Consider the following 19988-nt stretch of genomic DNA (forward strand, 5'->3'; position numbering starts at 1 on the left):
GCGGGGCCGCGAATCACAGCGCCGGGTGACTTTCCGGAAACAGCTCGCACGGTAGTCTCAAACCCGATATGAGCATCGAACAGTCCTCCCCGAACCGGTCCGCGAAGCCGCGCGTAGCGCTCGTCTTCGGCGGACGCAGCTCCGAGCACGCCATCTCGGTCACCACCGCGGGCAGTGTGCTCAGGGCGATCGACCGTGAGAAGTACGACGTGCTGCCGATCGGCATCACCCACGAGGGCCGCTGGGCGCTGGTGAGTGACGAGCCGTCCAAGATGGCCATCACCGACGGCCGGCTGCCGGACGTCGCCCACGTCGCCGAGGCCGTCGAGGGCCAGGTGGCCCTGCCGGTCGGCCCGGGCAGCCGCGAGGTGGTCTGGAGCGAGCCGGGGGCCGCCCCGAAGGCGCTCGGCGACGTCGACGTGGTGTTCCCGCTGCTGCACGGCCCGTGGGGCGAGGACGGCACCCTGCAGGGCCTGCTGGAGCTCTCCGGTGTGCCGTACGTCGGCAACGGCGTGCTCTCCAGCGCGGTCGGCATGGACAAGGAGTTCACCAAGCGCGTCCTGGCGTCGCACGGCCTGGGCGTGGGCCGGTACACGGTGGTCCGCCCGCGTGAGTGGGAGAGCGAGGCCGGCCGCACCGCCGTGCGCGAGCGGGTCGCGGAGCTCGGCCTGCCGCTGTTCGTGAAGCCCTGCCGGGCCGGGTCCAGCATGGGCATCACCAAGGTCAAGGACCTCGCCGACCTCGACGCCGCGATCGAGGAGGCCCGCCGGCACGACCCCAAGCTGATCATCGAGGCGGGCGTCTCCGGCCGCGAGATCGAGTGCGGGGTCCTGGAGTTCGAGGACGGCCCGCGCGCCAGCGTCCCGGCCGAGGTGCTGGTCGGCGGCGGCTACGAGTTCTACGACTTCGAGGCCAAGTACATCGACTCCTCCGAGGTGCGGATCCCGGCGGAGCTCTCCGCCGAGGAGACCGCCGAGATCCGCCGCCAGGCGATCGCCGCGTTCGAGGCGCTCGGCTGCGAGGGCCTGGCCCGGGTCGACTTCTTCCTGCTGGACGACGGCAGCTGGATGATCAACGAGATCAACACCATGCCCGGGTTCACGCCGATCTCGGCCTACCCGAAGATGTGGGAGGCCACCGGCCTGTCCTACCCGGAGCTGATCGACCGGCTGCTCCAGACCGCGCTGCGCCGCTCGACCGGCCTGCGGTAGTCGCGGGGCGAACGAAGGAGGGCGGGCCGGGGACTCCCGGCCCGCCCTCCTCGCGTGGCGCCGGATCAGGGGATGGCGGTCTTCACCGCGTCGGAGAGCGACGCCGGCGCGTCCATCGGGTTGGCGGTCGCCCCGCCGGGGACGGTCACCTCGACGAAGACGGCGCGCTGGGTGGCGGTGAAGCGGTAGCCGCCGTCGGCCAGCTGCTCCGGCCACCAGGTGACGTCGTTGACGGTCGGCGAGATCTCCTGCTGGCGCTCCTCGGTCAGCCCCTCCGGGTGGGGCACGCCGCAGCGCAGCACGATGCGCGGCGTGCTGTCCCAGGCCGCCACCAGCGGCGAGGCCGGCGACGGGTCCCGGCGCGGGTGGCCGAGCAGGGTCTGCGGCAGTGCGGCGGCCAGTGCGCGGCAGTACCCGGCCTGGCGCGCGTTGGGCTGCGGCACCTCGATCCGTTCGGGCGTGCTCCAGCTGCCGATCAGCACCACCACGGTGCAGGTCAGCGCGAGCGGCAGGGCCAGCCACCGGACGGGGGCCGGCAGTGCCGCCAGGAAGCGGGGGACGCGCAGTTCTCGGGCCACCCGCCGATGGTAGCCGGGGCTTACAGGTGGACCACCGGACAGGTGAGGGTGCGGGTGATGCCCTCGACCTGCTGGACCTTCGCGACGACCAGACGGCCGAGGTCGTCCACGGTCTCGGCCTCGGCCCGGACGATCACGTCGTAGGGTCCGGTCACGTCCTCGGCCTGGAGGACGCCTTGGATCTTGGAGATGGACTCGGCCACGGCGGTGGCCTTGCCGACCTCGGTCTGGATCAGGATGTATGCCTGTACCACGGGGGCCTCCCGGCGGCTGGGTACGGAGGAACGCCGCCGTGATCACCCGGTCGGCTCCCGGGGTGGGAAACGGGCTCACCGGCAGTCTGATCACCACGCTACCGCGCGGTGGGGCGGGGAGGGGAGACCTCTGCACCACCGGAGGGCGTACGCTGCGCGCGGGGGAGCGGACTGCCCGCGGACGTCGGGTTTGAAACGTTGGAAGACGCGAGAGGACGGCAGATGCAGGGGACCGTGGGTGAGCTGGGCGAGTTCGGACTCATCAGGGAGCTGACCGCCCGGGTACCGCTCACCGATGCGGTCGACCTCGGGCCGGGTGACGACGCCGCCGTGGTGAAGGCGCCGGACGGCCGGGTGGTGGCCACCACCGACGTGCTGATCGAGGGCCGGCACTTCCGCCGGGACTGGTCCACCGCCTACGACGTGGGCCGCAAGGCCGCCGCGCAGAACCTCGCCGACGTGGCCGCGATGGGCGCGGTGCCGACCGCGATACTGCTCGGCCTGGTGGCCCCCGCCGACCTGCCCACCACCTGGGCCACCGAGCTGATGGACGGGCTGCGCGACGAGTGCCAGGTGGCCGGCGCGACGGTGGTCGGCGGCGACGTGGTCCGCGGCGACACCATCACCCTGGCCATCACGGCGCTCGGAGACCTCCAGGGGCGTGCGCCCGTGACCCGCGCCGGTGCCCAGGTGGGCGACGTGGTCGCGGTCACCGGCTGGCTCGGCTGGTCCGCGGCCGGACTGACGGTGCTGCAGCGCGGCTTCCGCTCGCCGCGGGCCTTCGTGGAGGCGCACCGCCGCCCCGAGCCGCCGTACCACGCGGGGCCGGCCGGCTCGGAGTTGGGCGCCACCGCGATGATCGACGTGAGCGACGGGCTGGTCGCCGACCTCGGCCACGTCGCCCGGGCCAGCGCGGTGGACATCGACCTGAAGGCGGCCGACTTCGACGTCCCGGCCCAGATGGCCGACATCGGCCAGGCGGTCGGGGTGGACCCGCTGGTCTGGGTGCTCTCCGGCGGCGAGGACCACGCGATCGTGGCGACCTTCCCGCGCGGGGTCCAACTGCCCGCCCGCTGGCGGGTGGTGGGCGAGGTGACCGGTCGGCCCAGCGGCCGCCGCGGCGGCCGGGTCACGGTGGACGGCGAGGCCTGGGACCGGGCCGCGGGCTGGGACCACTTCGCCGAGTGACGTCCGCGCCGTGGACGTGACGCCCTCCCAGGGCGGTGACCGCGTAGGCTTGCGGTCACCTGCACCTGCCCGCTTTGTCCGGGCAGGTGGTCTGAACCACGGCGGAGCAGGAGAGCACAGCCACCATGCGCATCGGTGTCCTGACCAGCGGCGGCGACTGCCCCGGCCTCAACGCGGTGATCCGTTCGGTGGTGCACAGGGGCACCGATGTGCACGGTGACGAGATCGTCGGGATCGAGGACGGCTTCCTCGGTCTGATCGAGGGCCGCACCCGTCCGGTCTCGCACGACGACGTCACCGGCCTGCTCACCCTCGGCGGCACCATCCTGGGCTCGGCCCGGGTCCAGCGCGAGCGGATCGCCTGGGCGGTGGACAACGCGCGGACGCTGGCCGGCAACATCGGCATCGACGCGCTGATCGCGATCGGCGGCGAGGGCACGCTGACCGCCGCCAAGATGTTCAGCGACGCCGGGCTGCCGGTGGTCGGGGTGCCGAAGACCATCGACAACGACATCGACGCCACCGACGTCACCTTCGGCTTCGACACCGCGGTGCACGTCGCGACCGACGCGATCGACCGGCTGAAGACCACCGCCGAGTCCCACCAGCGCGTCATGGTGGTGGAGTTGATGGGCCGGCACACCGGCTGGATCACCCTCACCGCCGGCATGGCGGGCGGCGCGCACGGCATCCTGATCCCGGAGAAGCCCTTCGACATCGAGGCGGTGGCCCGGATGGTCGAGGACCGCTTCTCCCGGGGCAAGAAGTTCGCCATCATCGCCGTCGCCGAGGGCGCCGCTCCGCTGCCCGGCACCATGCGCTTCGACCACGGCGAGGTCGACCAGTTCGGCCACCGGACCTTCGGCGGGATCGGCAACCGGCTCGCCAACGAGCTGGAGAACCTGCTCGGCAAGGAGGCCCGGCCGGTCATCCTCGGCCACACCCAGCGCGGCGGCACCCCCACCGCCCGCGACCGGGTGCTCGCCACCCGGTTCGGCTGGCACGCCGTGGAGGCCGTCCACAAGGGGGCGTTCGGCCACTTCACCGCGCTGCGCGGCAACGAGATCGAGCTGGTGCCGGTCGCGGAGGCCGTCACCCACCTCAAGACCGTGCCGCAGGACCGCTGGGTGGAATCCGAAGCCGTGCTCTGAACCGGCCCGGGTAGGTTTGGCCCCATGGCTCTCCCGTCGCCCACCCCCGCCCCCGGCGGCCACGCTTCGCGCGGCCCCTCCCTCGCACCTCCCCGCGTGCTCACCGTCGCCGGATCGGACTCCGGCGGCGGCGCCGGTATCCAGGCCGACCTGAAGGCGATGCTCGCCCTCGGCGTCCACGGCATGAGCGTGATCACCGCCGTCACCGCGCAGAACTCGCTCGGTGTCCAGGGCTACTGGGAGCTGCCCGCGGAGGCCGTCCGGGCCCAGTTCCGCAGTGTGGTGGACGACATCGGCGTCCAGGCCGTGAAGACCGGCATGCTCGCCTCGATCGAACTGGTGGAGACCGTCTCCGAGCTGCTGGCCGGGGTGTCCGCGCCGGTGGTGGTCGACCCGGTCGGGGTCTCCAAGCACGGGGACGCGCTGCTGGCCGCCGAGGCCGTCGCGACCGTCCGGGAGCGGCTGCTGCCCGTCGCCACCCTCGCCACCCCCAACCTGCACGAGGTGACGCAGCTCACGGGCCGGACGGTCGAGGACGAGGCGCAGATGCTCGACGCCGCGAAGGCGCTGCTCGACCTCGGGCCGCGCTGGGTGCTGGTGAAGGGCGGGCACCTGGAGGGCGAGGCCGCCGATCTGCTCTACGGCGGCGCGGGGGAGGAGCACTGGTACCGCGCTCCCCGCTACGACAACCGGCACACCCACGGCACCGGCTGCACGCTGGCCAGCGCGATCGCCGCCGGGCTGGCCAAGGGCGAGCCGCTGCCCGCGGCGGTGGCCTCGGCCAAGGAGTACATCACCGGCGCGATCGCCGGCGGTTTCGCGCTGGGCGCCGGGATCGGACCGGTCGACCACGCCTGGCGCTGGCGCTGAAAACGGCCCTGGGCGGGCCCGAGGGCCCGCCCAGGAAGGCACGGAAGGCAAACAGAAAGCCGGCCCATCCGAGGATGAACCGGCTGACTGGAGGACCGGCTTACCGGTCTGCGCGTCAGCGCGAGACCTTACCGGCCTTGATGCACGAGGTGCAGACGTTGAGCCGCTTCGGCGTCCGCCCAATCACAGCGCGCACCGTCTGAATGTTGGGGTTCCAACGACGGGGGGTACGGCGGTGAGAGTGGGAGATGCTGTTGCCGAAGCCCGGCCCCTTGCCGCAGACGTCGCAGTTGGCAGCCACAGGAGTCACTCCAAGACTTCAGATCATTTACGTTCGAAAACCCCGCCAACCCACCGGAGCACTCACGTGAACCAGACTGGACCAAAGGGGTGAGCCTGGACTGTTCCAGGCAACCGGAAGAGCATACAACGCTTGCTTCCGTTCAACGAAACTACCACGACCGCGCAGGTGATCGCTGCGCTCGCCGCCTCCGCCGCCCGCCCCCGGCCCCCGATAACCTGCCGGGTATCACCCCTCGCCGTTCATCCTGAGGCCATCGCGGCGTCCCATCCGGAGGAGACCTGGTGCTGCACACGCTCGACGCCCCGGCCGTGCGCACCTGGTGCCAGCTGGCCCTGCGCGCGCTCGGCCAGGCCCGCGAGGAGATCGACGCACTCAACGTCTACCCCGTCCCCGACGGGGACACCGGCACCAACCTCTACCTGACCGTGGAGTCGGCCGCCGCCGCGGTCGAGAGCCGCTTCACCGATCCGGTCGGGGGCGCCGCACCCGGGCTCGCCGAGGCCGCCCGGGCGATGGCCCGGGGCGCGCTGATCGGCGCACGCGGCAACTCCGGGGTGATCCTCGCCCAGTGGCTGCGCGGCACCGCCGAGACGCTCGCCGAGGGCGGCGGCGCCGACCAGCTGCGGGCCGCCCTCCAACGGGCCTCCGACTCCGCCTACCAGGCCGTCGCCGAGCCCGTCGAGGGGACGCTGCTGACCGTCGCCCGGGTCGCCGCCCGGGAGGCGGTCCGGGTCGGGGGCGGCCTCGCCCAGGTCGCCGACACCGCCCACCGGGCCGCCCGGGACGCGCTGCGGCACACCCCCGAGCAGCTCGCCGTCCTCGCCGAGGCCGGGGTGGTGGACGCCGGCGGACGCGGCCTGGTCGCCGTCCTCGGCGCGCTCGCCGACGCCGTCGCCGGACACCAGCCGATGGGCCCGGTCGCGCTGCGCGGGGACGTGCGGATCACGGAGAGCTGCGAGGGGCACGTGCGGCCGCCCGGCCCCGGCCACCCCGCGTTCGAGGTGATCTACCTGCTGGACGCCCCCGACGAGGCGCTGCCCGCGCTGCGCGCCCGGCTGGCGGTGCTCGGCGACTCCCTGGTGGTCGGCGGCGGCGACGGCCTGTGGAACGTCCACGTGCACGTGGACGACGCGGGCGCCGCCGTCGAGGCCGGGGTCGGGGCCGGGCGGCCGCACCAGATCCGGATCACCCACTTCGCCGAGGCCGCCGCCCGCTCCGGGACCGCCGACGAGCGGGGCGAGCGGGAGGAGCGCACCCGCGCGGTGCTCTCCGTGGTCTCCGGCACGGGCCTGGCCGAACTCTGCGAACAGGCCGGCGCCGTCGTCCTGCACGCCGACCCGGACCGCCCGCCGGCCAGCGCCGAACTCGCCGCCGCCGTCCGCCGGTCCGCCGCCCGCGAGGTCGTGCTGCTGCTCAACGACCCCGAACTGCGGGCCGCCGCCGGGGCCGCCGCCGACCAGCTGCGCGAGGAGGGCGTGCGGATCGCCGTACTGCCCACCCGCTCGCCGGTCCAGGGCCTGGCCGCGCTCGCCGTCCACGAGACCGGTCGGCGCTTCGACGAGGACGTGGTCGCCATGACCTCGGCCGCCGGCGCCACCCGGTACGCCGAACTCGCCGTCGCCGAGGGGGAGTCCTGGACGATGGCCGGGGTCTGCCAGGCGGGGGACGTGCTCGGGCTGATCGACGGGGACGTCGCGGTGATCGGCACCGGGCTGGCCGAGGTCGGGACGAGCGTGCTCGACCGGATGCTCGGTGCGGGCGGCGAGCTCGTCACCCTCATCCTCGGCGAGGGTGCGACCGAGGGCCTGGCCGAGGGGCTGGTCGCGCACGCCCGGCACCGGCGGCCCGAGGTGGACGCGGTGGTCTTCCACGGCGGCCAGGAGTCCGCGCCGCTGCTCATCGGGGTGGAGTAGCGCCCGGACTGTCGGTCCGGTGGTGTAAACAGGGCGGTGATGGGCGCTCTCGACGAACCACTGACCAAGCTCGTCGGCGACCGCACCGCGAAGGTGCTCGCCGACAGCCTCAAGCTGCGCACGGTCGGGGACCTGCTGCACCACTACCCGCGGCGCTACGTCGAACGCGGCCAGCTCACCAGCCTGGACGAGCTGGAGATCGACGAGCACGTCACCGTGCTGGCCCGGATCGAGAAGGTCACCCTGATCCCGTTCCGCGGCCGCAAGGGCGACCGCCTGGAGGTCGTCGTCACCGACGGCCGCAGCCGGCTCTCGCTGGTGTTCTTCAACCAGGGCTGGCGGCAGAAGGAGCTGCGGTCCGGCGCCCAGGGCCTGTTCGCGGGCAAGGTCGGGGTCTTCAACCGCAGCCGCCAACTGGTCTCGCCGGACTACCAGCTGCTCGACGAGGAGGCCGGTTCCGAGGCCGCGCAGCAGTTCGCCGGCCGGCTCATCCCGGTGTACGGCGCCAGCGCCCAGATGCCCAGCTGGAAGCTGTCCATCTGCATCGAGACGGCGCTCACCAAGCACCTGTCCGACGTCGGCGAGCCGCTGCCCGCCGACCTGCGCGAGCGGCACGAGCTGATCCCGCTGCCCGAGGCGCTGGAGCTGATCCACCGACCGCGCGGCCACGCGGACCGCGAGCGCGCCCAGAGCCGGCTGCGCTGGGACGAGGCCTTCGTCCTCCAGGTCGCCCTCGCCCAGCGCCGGGCGGCCGACTCCGCACTGCCCGCCAAGCCCCGCCCGCGCCGGGCCGGCGGCGTGCTGGAGGCCTTCGACGCCCGGCTGCCGTTCACCCTCACCGAGGGCCAGCAGACCGTCTCCACCGAGATCTTCGCCGACCTGGCGAACGAGCACCCGATGCACCGGCTGCTCCAGGGCGAGGTCGGCTCCGGCAAGACCCTCGTCGCGCTGCGCGCCATGCTCGTCGCCGTCGACGCGGGCGGCCAGGCCGTCCTGCTGGCGCCCACCGAGGTGCTGGCCCAGCAACACCACCGCTCGATCGTCGAGATGATGGGGGACCTCGCCGAGGGCGGCATGCTCGGCGGCTCGGACCTCGGCACCAAGGTGGCGCTGCTCACCGGCTCGATGGGCGTCCCGGCCCGCCGCCAGGCGCTGCTGGACATGGCCTGCGGGGACGCGGGGATCGCGATCGGCACGCATGCGCTGATCGAGGACAAGGTGCAGTTCCAGGATCTCGGCCTGGTCGTGGTGGACGAGCAGCACCGCTTCGGCGTCGAGCAGCGGGACGCGCTGCGCGCCAAGGGCGAACAGCCCCCGCACCTGCTGGTGATGACGGCCACCCCGATCCCGCGGACCGTCGCGATGACCGTGTTCGGGGACTTGGAGACGTCGGTGCTGGACCAGCTGCCGGCCGGCCGCTCGCCGATCTCCACCCATGTCGTCCCGGCCGTGGAGAAGCCCAACTTCCTTGCCCGGGCCTGGGAGCGGGTCCGCGAGGAGGTGGGCAAGGGCCACCAGGCGTACGTGGTCTGCCCCCGGATCGGGGACGAGGAGCCCGCCGACCCGAAGAAGAAGCGCAAGGCCGCGGCCGCCGCGGACCTGGAGGACGTCGGCGCCGACAGCGACGAGCGCCGGCCGCCGCTCTCGGTGGTCGAGACCGCCGAGATGCTGGTGAAGGGCCCGCTGGCCGGGCTGCGGGTGGAGATCCTGCACGGGCGGCTGGCGCCCGAGGCCAAGGACGAGGTGATGCGCCGGTTCGCGGGCGGCGAGGTGGACGTCCTGGTGGCCACCACGGTGATCGAGGTCGGCGTCAACGTGCCCAACTCCACCGCGATGGTGATCATGGACGCGGACCGGTTCGGCGTCTCCCAGCTGCACCAGCTGCGCGGCCGGGTCGGGCGCGGCAGCGCGGCCGGACTCTGCCTGCTGGTCAGCGACATGCCCGCGGGCAGTGCCGCCCGGGCCCGGCTGGAGGCGGTGGCCGGCACGCTGGACGGCTTCCAGCTCTCCCGGATCGACCTCGAACAGCGCCGCGAGGGCGACGTGCTGGGCCAGGCGCAGTCCGGGGTGAAGTCCTCGCTCAAGGTGCTCTCGGTGCTGGAGGACGAGGAGGTCATCGTCACCGCCCGGGCCGAGGCCACCCGGCTGGTCGCCGAGGACCCGGAGCTGGCCGCCCACCCGGACCTGCGCACCGCGCTGGAGAGCCTGATCGACGAGGACCGCGCGGCGTACATGGAGAAGGGCTGAGCCCGTGGTTCCGGCCGGGCCCGCGGAATTGCTGAGCGGCGCCGCGCAGGGCCCGATTGTCAGACCCCCGCGAGAGAATGTAGTTGTTCAGGGCGCACCCCCAAGGTGCGTACCTGGCACGACACTTGGGGGTCCTGCCATGGCATTCCGTCATCTCAACGAGCTCCCGCTGGGCGACAAGGTCTTCCGGATCGAACTCGCCAGCGACGACGACCGCGAGGTCACCCTCACCCTGACCGGCTGGCGCGAGGGGGCCGCCGCCGCGCCCCTCGCCTCCGGCAAGCTCCGGCTGCCGGTCGAGGACGTCGCCTCGCTGCGGATCGCGCTCAACCGCGCGCTGCGGGCCCTGGCGATCGTCGCCGATGTCTCCGAGCCCATCCCCGACCGTGACGTCCTGCGCGAGCTCTACCCCGGCCACGGCGCCCCCTGGGTGCCGCAGCACGAGGAGGAACTGGTCCGGCGCTTCCACGACAGCGAGACCATCGCCCGGATCGCCGCCCGCTTCGGCCGCACCCCCGACTCCGTCCGCACCAAGCTGCGCGAGCTCGGCCACGACCCGCGCCGCCCCGACTACTGCCCGCCCGACGGCTGCCTGTCCTGGTCCCGCTACGCCTCGCCGGCCCTGCTCGGCTCCACCGCCCCGGCCCCGAAGGCGGCGGGCGAGTAGCCCCACCCGCGGCTCCACCCGTGGCCCCGCCGGTCCGCCGGCGGGGCCACGGCCGTATAGCGTGGTCGGGCAGCGACGAAAGGACCTCCCACCACCATGAGCCGCGTGATCGCCGGGGCGGCCGGCGGCCGCCGACTGGCCGTACCGCCAGGCCGGGGCACCCGCCCGACCTCCGACAAGGCCCGCGAGGCGATGTTCTCCACCCTGGAGGCACTGCGCGGCACGATCCACGGGGCCCGGATGCTCGACCTGTTCGGCGGGTCGGGCGCGGTCGGCCTGGAGGCGCTGTCGCGCGGCGCCGAGCACGTCCTGCTGGTCGAGGCGGACGGTCAGGCGGCCCGGGTGATCCGGGAGAACGTGCGGACGGTCGGCCTGCCGGGAGCGGAGCTGAAGGCCGCCCGGGCCGAGAAGGTGATCGCGGGCCCCGCCCCGGAGACCCCGTACGACCTGGTCTTTCTCGATCCGCCCTACGCCGTCACCGACGACGAGCTGCGCGAGATGCTGATCACACTCCTGGCCGGGGGCTGGCTCGCGGACGACGCACTCGTCACCGTGGAGCGCAGCACGCGAGGCGGCGAGTTCGGCTGGCCCGAGGGCTTCGAGGTGCTGCGCTCCCGCCGCTACGGCGAGGGCACGCTCTGGTACGGTCGCGCCGCCGCCGAGGCCCGCCAACACCCGTAGCGGGCCGTGGCCCGCAGGACCCGTCACCCCACGAGGGAGCATCCACGCCATGCGCCGCGCCGTCTGCCCCGGATCGTTCGACCCGATCACCAACGGTCATCTCGACATCATCGAGCGGGCCTCGAAGCTGTACGACGTGGTGCACGTCGCGGTCGCGATCAACCGGAACAAGCAGGGCATGTTCACCATCGAGGAGCGGATCGCGCTGATCGAGGAGACCACCGCCCAGTACGGGAACATCGTGGTCGAGTCGCACCTCGGCCTGCTGGTGGACTTCTGCCGGGAGCGCGGCATCCCGGCGATCATCAAAGGCCTGCGCGCCGTCAGCGACTTCGACTACGAGCTGCAGATGGCCCAGATGAACCACGGGCTGACCGGCGTCGAGACGCTCTTCCTGCCGACCTCGCCGACGTACAGCTTCCTGTCGTCCACGCTGGTCAAGGAGGTCGCCTCGTACGGGGGCGACGTCTCGCACCTGCTGCCGGCGACGGTGCACGACCGGCTGGTCGAGCGGATCGCCGAGCGCAGGGCGCAGTAGCGGCCGCCGAGTCCGTTTCTGCCGGTTCGTCACGGCTTGTCCAGGGGCGGGGCGGCCGGGCCGGTCCGGGCGTTGTGACCTCGCCGCGCAGGGGCCGTACAGTCTGTATTCCTGCCCTGCGGTGAGGTCCACCGCGCCGGGCCTGCCTCCGCCGGACCGTCGGCGGCACACGGAAAGACGAAGCCCCGTGGACGTGCAGAACAAGGTCGACCAGATCGTCGCGGCCGTCGAGAACGCCCGCTCGATGCCCATGTCGGCCTCCTGCGTGGTGAACCGAGCCGAGCTGGTCGGACTGCTCCAGGACCTGAGGGCGGCGCTGCCCGCCGAGCTGGCCCAGGCGCAGTCGGTGATGGCCGACCACGAGCAGGTGGTCGCCGACGCCCAGGCCGAGGCCGAGCGCATCATCCACGGCGCGCACACCGAGCGCGGCTCGCTGATCTCCGACACCGAGGTGGTCCGCCGGGCCCAGGCCGAGGCGGACCGCATCCTCGCGGAGGCGCGGGCCGAGGTCGAGGCCAAGCGCGCCGAGGCCGACGACTACGTGGACAGCAAGCTCGCCAACTTCGAGGTCGTGCTGACCAAGACGCTGGGCTCGGTCGGCCGCGGGCGCATCAAGCTGCGCGGCGACGCCGGCGTCTTCGAGACCGACTTCGGCGGCGAGAGCGACGGCGACGAGTTCCAGCCGCAGCGGATCAGCCCGAGCCCCGAGGTCGACGAGTACGTCGATGTGAAGCTCGCCACCCTGGAGACCGTCCTCGGCAAGACGCTGGAGGCCGTCGGCAAGGGCCGCGACAAGCTGCTCGGCAAGGCCCCGATCGACGAGCTGGGCGCCTACCTGGCCGCCGCGGACCAGGCCCAGCAGGCCAAGAACCGCGCCGAGGCGGTCGCGGCCGGCTTCGCCGCGGACCAGGACGGCGAAGAGGTGCCCTGGTACCGCGAGGAGGTGCCGCAGCAGCAGACCTGGCCGGAGCAGACCCCGGCCGCGGCCGGCTGGCAGGCTCCCGGCACGGACCAGTACGCCGCCACCGCGCAGCAGCAGGGCGGGCAGTACGCCGAGGTGTACGGCGGCGGCTTCGACCCGGCGGGCCAGGCCGACCCGTACGGCGCCCAGTACGGCTACGGACAGCAGCAGCAGCCGCAGCAGCAGGGCTACCAGACCGGCCAGCAGGACGGCTACGGCTACCCCCAGCAGCAGCAGGGCTTCACGGCGCAGCAGTACGACGCCTACGGCTACCCGCAGCCCCCGGCCGCCCCGCCGGCGGTGCCGCAGCAGGCCCCCCAGCAGCCCGGTCTGGACGAGACCAGCTTCTTCGACACCAGCATGATCGACATGACCAGGCTGCGGGAGCTCGGCGGCCGCTGATCCGGGCCGGAGCGGGAGCGGCACCCGGCCGAAGTTGGGCCTGGCGGGAGACTCCGGTAGTCTGACCACTCCGGCCTCTCCGTGTCGGGCTGTCGGTCTGCCCGCGCATCCACCCGATGAGCAGCGCCGCGCATCAGTTTTCTCAGGAAGTCAGGACACCTTGAACCGCCTCGACCACCGCGACCCCCTCGTGTTCGACACGCACGAGCTCGGTCGTCGCCCCGGCTCGCTGCGCAAGGTGTCCCGGACTCTGGAGGCCCCCGAGGGCCTCGGGATCATCGATGTGATCGGCGTCCCGGAGAAGAGCGAGATCCGGCTGGAGCTCCGCCTGGAGTCCGTGGTCGAGGGCGTGCTGGTCACCGGCACGGCCGTGGCCGGCGTCGAGGGCGAGTGCGTGCGGTGCCTGGAGCCGGTCGAGGACGACCTCGAGGTGGACTTCCAGGAGCTGTACTACTACCCGGAGTCCGACGAGCGCATGCGCGCCCGGACCTCCGGGACCGAGGACCTCGACGAGGACTCGGAGGAAGAGACTTACCGCCTGGAGGGCGACTTCTTCGACCTCCAGCCGGTGCTGCGTGACGCGGTGGTGCTCGCACTGCCGCTGCAGCCGGTGTGCCAGGACGACTGCCTGGGCCTGTGCTCCGAGTGCGGAGCGCGCCTGAGCGACGACCCGACGCACCACCACGACGCCGCCGACCCCCGGTGGGCGGCTCTGCAGGGACTCTCCGCCGCCCCCGGCGACGAGGGTGACGGGATCAAGAACAGCGACACCCGTGAGGGTGCCGCCGAGAACCAGGAGAAGTAGCCGTGGCTGTTCCGAAGCGGAAGATGTCGCGCAGCAACACGCGCCACCGCCGGTCCAACTGGAAGGCCGTCGTTCCGGCCCTCGTGGCGTGCGACAGCTGCCACGAGCCGAAGCTCGGCCACATTGCGTGCCCGAGCTGCGGCACGTACAACCGCCGCCAGGTCCTCTCGGTCTGATCGGCGGGTGTACGGATCGATGTCGGACGGTAACCCCTCCCGCAAGTCGTCCTCCAGCAATGGTGGAAAGGCCGGCGGGCCGGCTTCGACCGAATACGACGTTCTGGAAGGGCGCCTCGGGTACACACTCGAGCGCGCCCTTCTGGTACGCGCTCTGACCCACCGCTCGTACGCGTACGAGAACGGCGGGCTGCCTACCAACGAGCGCCTGGAGTTCCTCGGCGACTCGGTGCTGGGCCTGGTGGTGACCGACACCCTCTACCGCGTCCACCCGGACGTTCCCGAGGGCACGCTCGCCAAGCTGCGCGCCGCGGTGGTCAACTCGCGGGCGCTGGCCGACGTCGGCCGGGGCCTGGAGCTCGGCACGTTCATCCGCCTCGGCAAGGGCGAGGAGGGTACCGGCGGCCGCGACAAGTCGTCGATCCTCGCCGACACCGTCGAGGCCGTGATCGGCGCCGTCTACCTGGACCAGGGCCTGGACGCGGCCACCGAGTTCGTCCACCGGTTGTTCGACCCGCTGATCGAGGAGTCCTCTCAGCTGGGCGCGGGCCTGGACTGGAAGACCAGCCTCCAGGAGCTCACCGCCTCGGTGGGCATCGGCGTGCCCGAGTACGTGGTCGAGGAGTCCGGTCCGGACCACGAGAAGACCTTCACCGCGGCGGCCCGGGTGGCCGGCGAGGACTTCGGCAGCGGCGTCGGCCGCTCGAAGAAGGAAGCCGAGCAGAAGGCCGCCGAGAGCGCCTGGCGTGCGATCAAGGAGAAGTACGCCGACCGGGTGCCCGGCGCCAAGGCCTGAGCACGCAGTACCCTTCCTCCTGCCCGTTCCCGCGTGCTGGAGGCTGTCGAGGTGCCCGAACTTCCCGAGGTAGAGGTCGTCCGCCGCGGTCTGGCGAACTGGGTCGCCGGGCGGACGGTCGCCGACGTCCAGGTGCTGCACCCGCGCGCGGTGCGTCGCCAGCCCGCCGGCGCGGCCGACTTCGCCGCCCGGCTGACCGGCTCCACGCTCGGCACCGCGCAGCGGCGCGGCAAGTACCTCTGGGTGCCGCTCTCAGGCACCCCCGGTTCGGCGGCCGGGAGCGGCTTCTCCCTGATCGGCCACCTCGGGATGAGCGGCCAACTGCTCGTCCAGGACCCGGCGGTGCCTGACGAGACGCATCTGCGGGTCCGGCTGCGGTTCACCGACGGCGGGCGCGAGCTGCGCTTCGTCGACCAGCGGACCTTCGGCGGCCTGGCGGTCGAGGAGGCCGAGGACGACGACCCGGAGGGCACCCCGGTCTCCATCGCGCACATCGCCCGCGACCCGCTGGACCCGCGCTTCGACGACGCCGCCTTCGTGACCGCGCTGCGGGCCAGGCGCACCACGGTCAAGCGCGCGCTGCTCGACCAGACCCTGATCAGCGGGGTCGGCAACATCTACGCCGACGAGGCGCTGTGGCGCTCCAGGCTGCACTACGACCGGCCGACCGCCGGCGTCACCCGCCCCCAGGCCGCCGTCCTGCTGGCCGCCGCCCGGGACGTGATGACCTCCGCCCTGGCCGTCGGCGGCACCAGCTTCGACAGCCTCTACGTCAACGTGAACGGCGAGAGCGGCTACTTCTCCCGGGACCTCGACGCCTACGGCCGCGAGCACGAGCCCTGCCGCCGCTGCGGTACGGCGATCCGCCGCGCCGCCTGGATGAACCGCTCCAGCTACTTCTGCCCCCGCTGCCAGCGCGTACCGCGGCTGCGCAGCGGGGGCTGAGACACCCTGCTAGCTCTTGGTGAGTTCGGGCTCGGCCGGGGCGCCCTCGGCCGGGCCGTGGGTGTCCTGGCCGAAGTAGGCGACGCCGACGGCGGAGACCACGGCGAGCAGGAAGCCGAGGACGCCGAGCCAGCCCAGGCCGGCCTTGGAGGAGTCGCCGAGCCAGAGCACGCCGACCGCACCGGGCAGGACCGTCTCGCCGACCACCAGGGCGGCGGTGGCGCCGTTCACCGAGCCGATCTGCAGCGCGATGGTGTGCACGTACATCCCGCCGAGACCGCCGACCAGGATGGCGTACAGGGCCGGGTCGGAGAGCAGCTTGCCGAGTTCGAACGGGTCGACGCCGTTGAGGATGCGCACGCCGACGCCGAGCGCGCCGAAGCCGAGACCGGAGAGCAGACCGGCGACGATCGCGCCCTTCGCGCCCATCCGCCGCACCAGCAGGCCGCCGCCGACCAGCAGCACGGTGGTGATGGCCAGCAGCCACCAGTGGAAGGACATCGCCGCTTCGTGGCCGCCCTCCGGCCCGGCGGAGACGGCCAGCAGGACCAGCGCCGAGCAGAGCACGCCGATCGAGGCCCACTCCAGCTGCTTGAGCCGGATGCCGAGCAGCTTGATGGAGAGCACCGCGGTGATCACCAGGTTGGCGCTGATGATGGTCTGCGAGAGGAACAGCGGCAGCAGCCGGGCGGCCAGCGCGCCGAGCCCGAACCCGATCAGGTCGAGCACCGTGCCGAGGATGAACTCCCAGGTGACGGCGGCCTTCGCGGTCGAGGAGAGGCTGGGGCCGCCGTGCTCGGTGGTCCCGGTCGAGGAGCCGCGGGCGGCCTCCTCCCGGGCGGAGCGGCGTGATCCGACGGCCTGCAGGACCGATCCGGTGCCGTAGCAGGCGGAGGCCGCCACGGCGGTGACGAGGCCGATGAACACCGGGTGCTCCGATCGAGAGAAACGGTCAAGAGAAGGTCATGGTCCGGGAGGTCCGGCACCACTATGCCTGGTCGCGCGGTACGGTCGGGACGCCCGGGAGTGCCGGGAGAACGGCCGCGGACCTGCCGGGACGTACGTCCGGGCCGGGCCTGCGGTTCCCGGCTCCGCGCGGCTCAGGGAGGGATGGGGGACGGCCGGGGGGAACATCATCCCGGAGGAGGGGCCGGACCCCGGCGGACGGTGGGGGTGCGCCGCCCGACCCGTAGGCGAAGGGTATGCCCCCTCCGGGGACGGCTGGGGGTAGCGTCGGTGGCATGAGAACCCTTGCTCGACGACCGTCCCGGACTGCGGGCCCGCCGACCCTGGCGGCGGCGCTGGTGGCGGCGCTGCTCGGGCTGCTGCTCGTGCTGGCTCCGGCGGCCTCGGCGGCCGGCGGGCTGGACGACGCCGCCGCGGCCCTCAAGCAGGGCCGGGTCTACGTCGACCCGGCGATGGAGGGCCGGTTCAGCCGGAGCCAGGCCGACGCCCTGACCGAGAAGATCCGCAAGACCGACAAGCCGATCTTCATCGCGGTCGTCCCGGCCGCCGATCCCTACGGCAGCACCACGGTCTTCCCCGACCTGCGCACCAAGGTCGGCATCACCGGCACCTACGGCATCTGGCGCGGCGACCAGTTCCAGGCCCGCTCGGACAAGTCCGCGCTGCCCAGCGGCAGTGCGGAGCGGATCGCGGGCGCCTCCTTCCGCTCGCACCCGGGCGACATCGACGCCACCCTGAACGACTTCGTCGACACCGCCGCGCCGCAGGTCAAGGGCCACGGCGTGGACGGCGGCAGCGGTGTCTCGGTCGCCGCCGTGGTGATCCCGCTGGCGCTGCTGGCCCTGGCCGGCACCGGGGTGTTCCTGCTCTTCAGGCGGGCCCGGCGGCGCAAGGAGGAGCAGCGCCTCGCCGAGCTGGCGCAGCTGCGCCGGGTGGTGGACGAGGACATCACCGCCTTCGGCGAGGAGCTCGACCGGCTCGACTTCAACCCGGGAGCGGCCGACGCCGACGACGTCCAGCGCACCGACTACGCGCACGCCCTGGACTCCTACGAGCAGGCCAAGCGGACCATGGACGAGGCCAAGGGGCCGGCGGACGTCAAGCCGGTCACCGAGGCGCTGGAGGACGGCCGGTTCGCGCTGGCCACCCTGGCGGCCCGGCGGGAGCAGCGTCCGCTGCCGGAGCGCCGTCCGCCGTGCTTCTTCGACCCGCGGCACGGCCCGTCCGTGCAGGACGCCGACTGGGCGCCGGCCGGCGGCGCGACGCGGACCGTCCCGGTCTGCCAGGCGGACGCGGCCCGGCTGGCCTCCGGGCAGGACCCGGACATCCGGACCGTGCCGACCGAGCACGGACCGCAGCCGTACTGGAACGCCGGGCCGGTGTACGGCCCGTGGGCCGGCGGCTACTTCGGGGGCTTCGGCGGCGGCGGGCTGCTGCCCGGTCTGCTGGTCGGCACCATGCTGGGCTCGATGATGAGCAGCCCGGCCTACGCGGCCGGGTCGATGGACGCGGGCTCCGGCTACGACGGCGGCGACTACTCCGGTGGCGACTTCGACTCCGGGGACTTCGGCGGCGGATTCGGTGGCGGCGGCGGGGACTTCGGTGGCGGGGGCGACTTCGGCGGCGGTGGCGGCGGGGACTTCGGCGGCGGCTTCTGAGTCGCGGCCCCGAGCGCGACGCGTGCGTGAGCACGTGAGTGACGCGGCCCCCGCCCTGGTCGGCGGGGGCCGCCCGCGTTGTCCGGCGGGCCGCCGAGCAGGGCGTCGGGCGGCCGTCGGCGGGCCGGTTTGAAAACGAAACCCTGTGTGGCAGGCTGGCGGTGTGACCTCCCGCACCCCCTCCGCCCTCCCCGGCCGCCCCTGCTCGATCGCCGCCGCCCTCCAGGTGGTCGGCGAGAAGTGGGCGCTGCTCGCCGTCCGCGAGCTCTTCTACGGCAACCACCGCTTCGACCGGATCGCCCGCAACACAGGGGCCCCGCGCGACCGGCTGACCGCCCGGCTGCGCGCGCTGGAGGAGGCCGGCGTGGTGGAGCGGCGGGCCTACAGCGAGCGCCCGCCGCGCTACGAGTACCACCTCACCGAGGCCGGCCGGGACCTGGCGCCGCTCACCCACGCGCTGCTCTCCTGGGGCGACCGCTGGCTGCTGCCCGAACCGCCGGTCGGCATGCGGCACGCCCCCGACGGCTGCGAGGACCACGCGTACGACCCGGCGTGGGTCTGCCGCGAGTGCGGGCGGGAGGGGCGCACCGCCGACCTGCGGATCGAGATCCACAGCCCCGGCTGGACCAGGGAGGGTCCCGTCGAGGCCTAGCGGCCATCTGCCCGGGACGGCCCGGAGCCGTCCAACGGGGCAGGTCAGGGCCGTGCCGGATAGGGTCGGGGCATGCATGGTCGTGACGCGCACGGGGACGAGCCGGTCCGGGTGACCGCCTGGGTGCGGGGGAAGGTCCAGCAGGTCGGGTTCCGCTGGTGGACCAGGGCGCGGGCGCTGGAGATCGGCCTGAGCGGCTACGCGAGCAACCTCGGCGACGGCCGGGTCCAGGTGGTCGCCGAGGGTCTGGCCGCCGACTGCGAGCAGCTGCTCGCCCTGCTGCGCGGCCCGGACACCCCCGGCGCCGTCAGCGGTGTCACCGAGATCTGGACGGCCGTCGGCGACGGGTACGAGAGCTTCGCGATCCGGTGATCCGTGGCGGCCGCCGGGGCCGCGCGAAGAGCCCGCCGGGATCACGCGAAAAGATCGGCAACTGCCGGTGTCATACGGTTGCCATCCGGGCAGACTCGTGGTTGACTCCGCATCGAACGATGATCCACGAGCATCTGGTGGACCGGCCCGAGACCGCTTGGCGTGACGACACCGCCATGCAGGTGACAGGGGCGCGGTAGCGTGCGGTGATCGTGTTGACCCTTTCCGTCTTTGGTGAGACGCTGGAAACCCGCGCACACGACCGCGTTTACCCGGCAGGTGCATGCCCTCGTGAGCCCAGCTCACGGCGGATGTGCCGTAGTGCCCAGCCAGCACTACCGGTGACGCGCCGCGCGTGCGTCCCCCTTCCCCCTAGACCTGTACCGTTCCGGTTCGGTCACTCAGCGTGGAGGACCATTCATCATGGCAAAGGCGCTTCTCGGGTACGTCGGCGGCCCCGACCCGCGAATGCTCTCCGAGATGCGACGGCTTCAGCAGCGCGTCCAGGACCTGGAGTCCGAGCTCCTTCGGATGCAGGCTGAGAACGACGCTCTCACCGCTGTCGCTGACGAGCACTCGCTGCTCAGCAGCATCGACCTGGACCAGCGGGAGCCGGCTCTCACCTGAGTCCCGCCCGGTCCCCACAGATCGAC

The 19988-nt window shown here is 73.1% G+C and carries 22 protein-coding genes; 18 read left to right on the forward strand and 4 right to left on the reverse strand.

Translation table 11 applies throughout. The features are described 5' to 3' along the window. Positions 1-68: 68 nt before the first annotated feature. Complete coding sequence (locus ACFVVX_RS30300; protein WP_387950229.1) at positions 69-1211, forward strand: D-alanine--D-alanine ligase family protein; 1143 nt, start codon at positions 69-71, stop codon at positions 1209-1211. Positions 1212-1276: 65 nt separating this feature from the next. On the opposite strand, the gene ACFVVX_RS30305 is transcribed toward ACFVVX_RS30300, so the two are convergent. Next, on the reverse strand, positions 1277-1789 hold the full coding sequence (locus tag ACFVVX_RS30305) for a DUF3515 domain-containing protein (RefSeq protein ID WP_387950231.1): 513 nt from the start codon (positions 1787-1789) through the stop codon (positions 1277-1279). A gap of 20 nt (positions 1790-1809) precedes the next feature. Next, complete coding sequence (locus ACFVVX_RS30310; protein ID WP_387950233.1) at positions 1810-2043, reverse strand: Lrp/AsnC family transcriptional regulator; 234 nt, start codon at positions 2041-2043, stop codon at positions 1810-1812. 222 nt (positions 2044-2265) lie between these two features. On the opposite strand from ACFVVX_RS30310, the gene ACFVVX_RS30315 reads away from it, so the two are divergent. The 3 genes from ACFVVX_RS30315 (at position 2266) to thiD (ending at position 5252) form a co-directional block, all read left to right on the forward strand. Then, entirely contained in the window at positions 2266-3231 is a 966-nt protein-coding gene (locus ACFVVX_RS30315) for a thiamine-phosphate kinase (protein ID WP_387950235.1), read from the forward strand. Positions 3232-3356: 125 nt separating this feature from the next. Next, positions 3357-4382: a 6-phosphofructokinase gene (locus ACFVVX_RS30320; protein ID WP_387950237.1), complete on the forward strand. Its 1026-nt coding sequence runs from the start codon at positions 3357-3359 to the stop codon at positions 4380-4382. Positions 4383-4406: 24 nt separating this feature from the next. Next, positions 4407-5252, forward strand: a complete 846-nt coding sequence (thiD, locus tag ACFVVX_RS30325) for a bifunctional hydroxymethylpyrimidine kinase/phosphomethylpyrimidine kinase (protein ID WP_387950238.1) — start codon at positions 4407-4409, stop codon at positions 5250-5252. A gap of 115 nt (positions 5253-5367) precedes the next feature. On the opposite strand, the gene rpmB is transcribed toward thiD, so the two are convergent. After that, complete coding sequence (rpmB, locus tag ACFVVX_RS30330; protein WP_014138233.1) at positions 5368-5553, reverse strand: 50S ribosomal protein L28; 186 nt, start codon at positions 5551-5553, stop codon at positions 5368-5370. Between the two features lie 284 nt (positions 5554-5837). Between rpmB and ACFVVX_RS30335 the strand changes: the two genes are divergently transcribed. The 10 genes from ACFVVX_RS30335 to mutM all read left to right on the forward strand — a co-directional run bounded on the left by ACFVVX_RS30335 (position 5838) and on the right by mutM (position 15687). Further along, the gene (locus tag ACFVVX_RS30335; RefSeq protein WP_387950240.1) at positions 5838-7469 is read left to right on the forward strand and encodes a DAK2 domain-containing protein; all 1632 of its coding nucleotides are present in this window, start codon (positions 5838-5840) and stop codon (positions 7467-7469) included. A 39-nt stretch (positions 7470-7508) separates the two neighbouring features. Next, the gene (gene recG / locus ACFVVX_RS30340; protein ID WP_387950242.1) at positions 7509-9716 is read left to right on the forward strand and encodes an ATP-dependent DNA helicase RecG; all 2208 of its coding nucleotides are present in this window, start codon (positions 7509-7511) and stop codon (positions 9714-9716) included. Positions 9717-9855: 139 nt separating this feature from the next. Then, a complete protein-coding gene (locus tag ACFVVX_RS30345; RefSeq protein ID WP_387950244.1) occupies positions 9856-10383 on the forward strand; it encodes a hypothetical protein in 528 nt (175 codons plus the stop codon). 96 nt (positions 10384-10479) lie between these two features. Then, positions 10480-11064: a 16S rRNA (guanine(966)-N(2))-methyltransferase RsmD gene (gene rsmD / locus ACFVVX_RS30350; RefSeq protein ID WP_387950246.1), complete on the forward strand. Its 585-nt coding sequence runs from the start codon at positions 10480-10482 to the stop codon at positions 11062-11064. 49 nt (positions 11065-11113) lie between these two features. Beyond that, entirely contained in the window at positions 11114-11602 is a 489-nt protein-coding gene (coaD, locus tag ACFVVX_RS30355; protein ID WP_387950247.1) for a pantetheine-phosphate adenylyltransferase, read from the forward strand. 187 nt (positions 11603-11789) lie between these two features. Continuing rightward, positions 11790-12965: a cell division initiation protein gene (locus ACFVVX_RS30360; RefSeq protein WP_387950249.1), complete on the forward strand. Its 1176-nt coding sequence runs from the start codon at positions 11790-11792 to the stop codon at positions 12963-12965. A gap of 160 nt (positions 12966-13125) precedes the next feature. Next, entirely contained in the window at positions 13126-13770 is a 645-nt protein-coding gene (locus tag ACFVVX_RS30365; protein WP_387950251.1) for a YceD family protein, read from the forward strand. A gap of 2 nt (positions 13771-13772) precedes the next feature. Continuing rightward, the gene (gene rpmF / locus ACFVVX_RS30370) at positions 13773-13946 is read left to right on the forward strand and encodes a 50S ribosomal protein L32 (RefSeq protein ID WP_188303282.1); all 174 of its coding nucleotides are present in this window, start codon (positions 13773-13775) and stop codon (positions 13944-13946) included. A 19-nt stretch (positions 13947-13965) separates the two neighbouring features. Next, a complete protein-coding gene (rnc, locus tag ACFVVX_RS30375; protein ID WP_387950253.1) occupies positions 13966-14742 on the forward strand; it encodes a ribonuclease III in 777 nt (258 codons plus the stop codon). Positions 14743-14793: 51 nt separating this feature from the next. Beyond that, on the forward strand, positions 14794-15687 hold the full coding sequence (mutM, locus tag ACFVVX_RS30380) for a bifunctional DNA-formamidopyrimidine glycosylase/DNA-(apurinic or apyrimidinic site) lyase (RefSeq protein WP_387950255.1): 894 nt from the start codon (positions 14794-14796) through the stop codon (positions 15685-15687). A gap of 9 nt (positions 15688-15696) precedes the next feature. On the opposite strand, the gene ACFVVX_RS30385 is transcribed toward mutM, so the two are convergent. Next, entirely contained in the window at positions 15697-16614 is a 918-nt protein-coding gene (locus tag ACFVVX_RS30385) for a hypothetical protein (RefSeq protein WP_387950256.1), read from the reverse strand. Between the two features lie 314 nt (positions 16615-16928). On the opposite strand from ACFVVX_RS30385, the gene ACFVVX_RS30390 reads away from it, so the two are divergent. The 4 genes from ACFVVX_RS30390 (at position 16929) to ACFVVX_RS30405 (ending at position 19962) form a co-directional block, all read left to right on the forward strand. After that, complete coding sequence (locus ACFVVX_RS30390) at positions 16929-18311, forward strand: hypothetical protein (protein ID WP_387950257.1); 1383 nt, start codon at positions 16929-16931, stop codon at positions 18309-18311. 163 nt (positions 18312-18474) lie between these two features. Then, a complete protein-coding gene (locus ACFVVX_RS30395) occupies positions 18475-18963 on the forward strand; it encodes a winged helix-turn-helix transcriptional regulator (RefSeq protein WP_387950259.1) in 489 nt (162 codons plus the stop codon). Positions 18964-19035: 72 nt separating this feature from the next. Continuing rightward, positions 19036-19335, forward strand: coding sequence for an acylphosphatase (locus ACFVVX_RS30400; RefSeq protein ID WP_387950261.1), 300 nt, complete (start codon positions 19036-19038; stop codon positions 19333-19335). A 423-nt stretch (positions 19336-19758) separates the two neighbouring features. Further along, entirely contained in the window at positions 19759-19962 is a 204-nt protein-coding gene (locus tag ACFVVX_RS30405) for a hypothetical protein (RefSeq protein WP_148642783.1), read from the forward strand. Positions 19963-19988 lie beyond the last annotated feature (26 nt).

This window comes from Kitasatospora sp. NPDC058170 (assembly GCF_042883905.1).
Lineage (GTDB): Bacteria > Actinomycetota > Actinomycetes > Streptomycetales > Streptomycetaceae > Kitasatospora.